6 protein-coding genes and 2 pseudogenes are annotated in these 4,929 nt (G+C 67.4%); 6 read left to right on the top strand and 2 right to left on the bottom strand.

What is annotated here, in order from left to right; translation table 11 throughout:
• The 3 genes and pseudogenes from DWA33_RS25845 to DWA33_RS24730 all read left to right on the top strand — a co-directional run.
• Positions 1–132 (top strand): annotated as a pseudogene (locus DWA33_RS25845) (IS110 family transposase); the annotation flags it as partial.
• 229 nt (positions 133–361) lie between these two features.
• Positions 362–622 carry a hypothetical protein gene (locus DWA33_RS24735; RefSeq protein WP_244601394.1) on the top strand — a complete coding sequence of 87 codons (261 nt, stop codon included), beginning with the start codon at positions 362–364 and terminating at the stop codon, positions 620–622.
• Positions 623–810: 188 nt separating this feature from the next.
• Positions 811–1,284: a BLUF domain-containing protein gene (locus DWA33_RS24730; protein WP_114361121.1), complete on the top strand. Its 474-nt coding sequence runs from the start codon at positions 811–813 to the stop codon at positions 1,282–1,284.
• Positions 1,285–1,296: 12 nt separating this feature from the next.
• Here the strand turns inward: DWA33_RS24730 and DWA33_RS24725 are convergent, their stop codons facing one another.
• On the bottom strand, positions 1,297–2,199 hold the full coding sequence (locus DWA33_RS24725) for a LysR family transcriptional regulator (protein WP_244601393.1): 903 nt from the start codon (positions 2,197–2,199) through the stop codon (positions 1,297–1,299).
• A gap of 96 nt (positions 2,200–2,295) precedes the next feature.
• Here DWA33_RS24725 and DWA33_RS24720 point away from each other — a divergent pair, with 96 nt between their 5' ends.
• The 3 genes from DWA33_RS24720 (at position 2,296) to DWA33_RS24710 (ending at position 4,448) form a co-directional block, all read left to right on the top strand.
• Positions 2,296–2,937 carry a YceI family protein gene (locus DWA33_RS24720; RefSeq protein ID WP_114361118.1) on the top strand — a complete coding sequence of 214 codons (642 nt, stop codon included), beginning with the start codon at positions 2,296–2,298 and terminating at the stop codon, positions 2,935–2,937.
• A 74-nt stretch (positions 2,938–3,011) separates the two neighbouring features.
• Positions 3,012–3,602, top strand: coding sequence for a malonic semialdehyde reductase (locus tag DWA33_RS24715; protein WP_114361117.1), 591 nt, complete (start codon positions 3,012–3,014; stop codon positions 3,600–3,602).
• Positions 3,603–3,644: 42 nt separating this feature from the next.
• On the top strand, positions 3,645–4,448 hold the full coding sequence (locus DWA33_RS24710) for a DODA-type extradiol aromatic ring-opening family dioxygenase (protein WP_114361116.1): 804 nt from the start codon (positions 3,645–3,647) through the stop codon (positions 4,446–4,448).
• Positions 4,449–4,797: 349 nt separating this feature from the next.
• Here the strand turns inward: DWA33_RS24710 and DWA33_RS25840 are convergent.
• A pseudogene (locus DWA33_RS25840) lies at positions 4,798–4,929 on the bottom strand (IS110 family transposase); the annotation flags it as partial.

Here is a 4,929-nt window from a genome sequence, read left to right as displayed (position 1 = left end):
TACAACGCCCTTCGCCTGCAAGGAAAACCCGGAAAGGTCGCGCTCATCGCAATCGCCCGAAAACTGCTCGTCACAGCCAACGCACTCGTCAAAGCAGACACGCCATATCAAGGTAAGACCCTTGACACATGAGACAGTCGCCGGGTTCGCTCGCTTCGCGCGCGCCCCGGAATGACCTGCTCAGCCCAACTCTACAATCCCTCTCTCGACGTCATTCCGGGCCTGCGCGGCGGTGGCGCGCATCCCGGAAATGACGCGGGGTGAGGACGTCGTGCCGCGATACGCCGGACGTGCGGGGCGCCCTGCCCCGCGTCGCTGCCCCGCATTGACAGGGGCGCGCGACGCGACTGACACTTCACGCATGGCTTATTTCTGGGTTCTGATCGCGATCGTGGTCACCGGCGGGGTGGCGGCGATCGTCAACGACAGCGCTTATGGCGGCGCGCTGTTCGACTCCTCGACGGTGGTCGGCGTCGCGATGCTGTCGGCGCTGACGCTGTTCGTCGGCCGCGGCCTGCTGCGCGGCACCACCACCAGCCAGTGGCTGAACCACGGGCTGATCTGGGCCGCGATCGTCCTCGCCGTGGCGGTGGCGTACCTGCTGTGGCCGATGCTGAGCTGAGCGGACGGCTCGAAGCGGCGATCGATCTTTGCGTACTGCGGGATTCCCGGCTTCGCGCGCGTCCGCGACGCGCTGCCGCGTGCGCGCAAGAAGATTTGACGCCGCGCAAGGAAAGCGAGGCCGCGGCGCTTCTCAATAGGGTGGGGAGGGCTAGCTGATGGGGGTGCTCCGTCTCGACCGGCGCGATGATGGCTGACGCATCGCCATTGTACCGCCTGCTGTATGTCAGCGAGAATCGGATCGAGGGCGATGTCGCGGACGTCGGCCGCGAGATCGAGACGATCCTGAACGCCTCCCGCCGCCACAATGATGCGCTCGGAATCACCGGCGCGCTGATCTTCAATTGCGGCTTCTTCGCCCAGGTGCTGGAAGGATCGCGCGAGGCGGTGGAGCGGATGTTCGAACTGATCCGCCACGACCCGCGCCACGACAAGATCCAGCTGATCTTCGCCGGCGAGGTCGAGGCGCGCGAATTCCCGCACTGGACGATGGCCTATATCGGCCGTTCGCCGAGCTGGGAGAAGGCGCTCGGCTGGATCAAGGACGACACCCACTTCGCCCCCGACGAACGCTGCGACCGGCTGTTCCGCATCGTGATGGAAATGGCCTACGATTCCGAGCTGTCGCCCGACCGGACGTTCTCGGATTCCGCCAAGGGCTGAGCGCGCGGCGCCTCACCCGCGCGGCGTCTGCGTGCGCAGATAGTTCAGCATCCATTGCGCCGCGGGGCCGAGCGGGCGGGCGGCGAGGTGCGCCGCGGTCATCACCAGTTGCGCGGTGCGGTCCTCGAATTCGAGCGGATGGATCAGCCTGAGCCGGCCGGCTTCGACATCGTCCGCCACCAGATGGGTCGGCATGCTGCCCCAGCCGAGCCCGGCCAGCAGCATCGCGTGCTTGGTGCCGAGATCGGCCAGTCGCCAGGTCTGCGTCGACAGCACGCCGTAGTCGCGCCCTTCGGTCAGCGCCGAGCGGTCGGTGAGCACGAGCTGGACGTAGCGGCGCAGCACGTCGGTCGGGATCGGCCCCTCGATCGCCGCCAGCGGGTGATGCTGCGCCACCACCGGCAGGAGCTGCACGGTCGACAGCGGATAGCGCTTCAGCTCGGGCTGGTCGCTGAACGCCTCCGGCACCAGCCCGATCATGCAGGTGCCGTCCAGCACCAGCTCGGCCGAGGCACCGAGCGACTGCACGAAGATCCGCGGCGTCACGGTCGGGAACGCGTCGGTGAAGGCGCGCAGCGCCGCGACCATCCGCGGCATCGGAAACATCGAGTCCAGCACCAGCGTCAGTTCCGATTCCAGGCCGCCGGCGAGGCTGCGGGCCTGATCGCGGAACGCCGCCGTCTCCTCGGCGATCCGCCGCGCCCGCGCCAGCATGGCGCGGCCGGCCTCGGTCAGCACCGGGCGGTAACCGGAGCGATCGAACAGCGACACCCCGATTTGCTGCTCCAGCCTCTGAACCCCGTAGGTGACGGCCGACTGCGCCCGCCGCAGCTTGCGGGCGGCGCCGGAGAAGCTGCCTTCGTCCGCCACGGTGAGCAGGAGCTGAATCTGGTCGAGGGTGAGGCCATCGTTCATCATCGAAATTTTAGATGAAGATCTGCAAGACTTCATCACTTTCTTCAGGTGGCTGGGGCTCTTAAGTCAAACCGACAGCCAAACTGGAGGACACTCATGATCCGACGTCACCTGCTGTTTCCGATCCTGGCCGCCGCGCTGGCGGTGGCGCCCGCCGCGTTCGCCGAGACCGCACCGAAGGCCGCCAAGGCCGCGGCGGTGAAGACCGAGCCGGTGAAGGTCGAGAGCGGCGCTTACGCGGTCGACCCCGACCACACCCAGGTCGGCTTCGTGGTGTCGCATATGGGCTTCTCGGCCTTCCGCGGCCGCCTCGGTGACGTCTCCGGCACGCTGCAGCTCGACGGCGCCGATCCGGCCAAGAGCAAGTTCGACATCAAGCTGCCGACCGCCTCGGTGAACACCCCGGTCGACAAGCTGACCGAGGAGCTGAAGGCCAGCGACTGGCTCGACGCCAAGGCGCATCCGGAGATCCGCTTCACCTCGCAGGCGGTCGACGTGACCGGCCCGCGCCAGGCCAAGGTGACCGGCGAGCTGACGCTGCACGGCGTCACCAAGACCGTGACGCTCGACGCCCGGCTGCACGGCGCCGGCGTCAATCCGCTGAACAAGAAGGTGACGGTCGGCTTCGATCTCACCGGCACCATCAAGCGCAGCGAGTTCGGCGTGACGAAATATGTGCCGCTGATCAGCGACGAGGTCGGCCTGGAGATCAGCGCCGCGTTCGAAAAGCAGAACTGATCGATCCGCCTCCCGGGCCCGCCGCATCCGGCGGCGGGCGCACCTCCCCTCGTCTCACATAAGAACCTCGCCCCATGAGCCCTGCGCTGCCCGATCCCCACCTCGACCAGCTGTTCGTCCAGGCCCGCACCCATAATGCCTGGACCAACAAGCCGGTGACCGACGACACCATCCGTGCGCTGTACGACCTTCTGAAATGGGCGCCGACCGCGGCCAACAGCAACCCGGGCCGCTTCGTGTTCGTGCGCAGCACTGACGCCAAGGCGCGGCTGTTGAAGAGCGTCGCGCCCGGCAATGTCGACAAGGTGAAGCAGGCGCCGTGCTGCGTGATCGTCGCCTACGACAGCGAATTTCACGACCTGTTGCCGCAATTGTTTCCTTCGCGCGACATGCGCAGCGGCTTCGTCGGCAAGCCGGAGCTGATCATCGAGACCGCGAAGCGCAACTCGGCGCTGCAGGGCGCCTACATGATCCTCGCCGCCCGCGCGCTCGGGCTCGATGCCGGGCCGATGTCCGGCTTCGATCACGCCGCGCTCGATGCGGAGTTCTTCCCCGACGGCCGCTGGAAGTCGAACTTCCTGTGCAACATCGGCTACGGCGACGCCGACAAGCTGTTTCCGCGCAACCCGCGGCTTTCGTTCGAGGACGCCTGCCGCGTGCTGTGACGCGGCCGCTCGACACGACTTTTGATCAGGGAGATTGCGACGATGCCCCGTCAGCCCACCATCTTCCTGTCGCACGGCGGCGGCCCCTGCTTCTGGATGGAGCCGCCGCGGCGGTTCGGGCCGCACGCCTATGACGGCCTGCGCGCCTATCTGTCCGGCGTGCTCGCCTCGCTGCCGGCACGGCCGCGCGCAATCCTGATGGTGTCGGGCCATTGGGAAGCGGCGCTGCCGACCGTCAGCACCTCGGCGGCGCCGCCGATGCTGTTCGATTACTACGGCTTTCCCGAACACACCTACCGGCTGAGCTACCCGGCGCCGGGCGATCCGGTACTCGCCGCGCGGGTGCAGGCGCTGCTCGGCGACGCCGGCATCGCCACCGCGACCGATGCGACGCGCGGCTTCGACCACGGCGTGTTCGTGCCGATGCTGATCGTCGATCCGGACGCGCAGATTCCGGTGGTGATGCTGTCGCTGCAGCGGGACCTCGATTCCGCTCGGCATCTGGCGATCGGCGCCGCGCTGCGTCCCTTGCGCGACGACAACGTGCTGATCATCGGCAGCGGCAACAGCTTCCACAATCTCTCGACCTTCTTCGACGGCCAGGAGGCCGAGTCGGTGGCGTTCGATCATTGGCTCACCGAAGCCGCGACCGCGCCGGAGGCGGCGGTCCGCAACGACCGCCTGGCGCAGTGGGCCGGCGCCCCCGGCGCCCGCGCCTGCCATCCGCGCGAAGAACATCTGATCCCGCTGATGGTCACCGCCGGCGCCGCCGGCCCTACCCCCGGCCGCCGCGTATTCCACGACGCCATCGGCAACAAGCGCATCTCGGGCTACGCGTTCGGGTAACGCACCGAATCATTCCGGGGCGCGCGCGCCAGCGCGTGAGCCCGGAATCTCGATGCAGGCAAATAACAACGGTCCGTCATCGCCCGCGCAGGCGGGCGAGCCAGTATTCCAGAGCGTCCGTGCAGATCACCAGCTCTCTGGGATACTGGATCCCCGCTTGCGCGGGGATGACGTCAGAAGCGAGCGGTCGCCCATGATGGACGGCTTCGCGCGGAAGCAGAACACTGCGAGATTCCGGGTCTGCGTGCTGTCGCACGCATCCCGGAATGACGGCGGGTGGGGAGACGCACGCGTGGCTCCTCCTGGTCATTCCGGGGCGCGCGCGAAGCGAGCGAACCCGGCGACTGTCTCATGTGTCAAGGGTCTTACCTTGATATGGCGTGTCTGCTTTGACGAGTGCGTTGGCTGTGACGAGCAGTTTTCGGGCGATTGCGATGAGCGCGACCTTTCCGGGTTTTCCTTGCAGGCGAAGGGCGTTGTA

It is taken from the genome of Rhodopseudomonas pentothenatexigens, from assembly GCF_900218015.1.
In the GTDB taxonomy this organism is placed as follows: Bacteria; Pseudomonadota; Alphaproteobacteria; order Rhizobiales; family Xanthobacteraceae; genus Rhodopseudomonas; species Rhodopseudomonas pentothenatexigens.
Note: the sequence above shows the minus strand (reverse complement) of the source record. Positions and strands in the feature narration are given on the sequence as shown.

Bases quoted from the DNA above. Each gene is read 5' to 3' on its own strand.
- DWA33_RS24735 (WP_244601394.1), top strand. From the start codon at position 362: ATGGCTTATTTCTGGGTTCTGATCGCGATCGTGGTCACCGGCGGGGTG.
- DWA33_RS24730 (WP_114361121.1), top strand. From the start codon at position 811: ATGGCTGACGCATCGCCATTGTACCGCCTGCTGTATGTCAGCGAGAAT.
- DWA33_RS24715 (WP_114361117.1), top strand. From the start codon at position 3,012: ATGAGCCCTGCGCTGCCCGATCCCCACCTCGACCAGCTGTTCGTCCAG.
- DWA33_RS24720 (WP_114361118.1), top strand. From the start codon at position 2,296: ATGATCCGACGTCACCTGCTGTTTCCGATCCTGGCCGCCGCGCTGGCG.
- DWA33_RS24710 (WP_114361116.1), top strand. From the start codon at position 3,645: ATGCCCCGTCAGCCCACCATCTTCCTGTCGCACGGCGGCGGCCCCTGC.
- DWA33_RS24725 (WP_244601393.1), bottom strand. From the start codon at position 2,199: ATGAACGATGGCCTCACCCTCGACCAGATTCAGCTCCTGCTCACCGTG.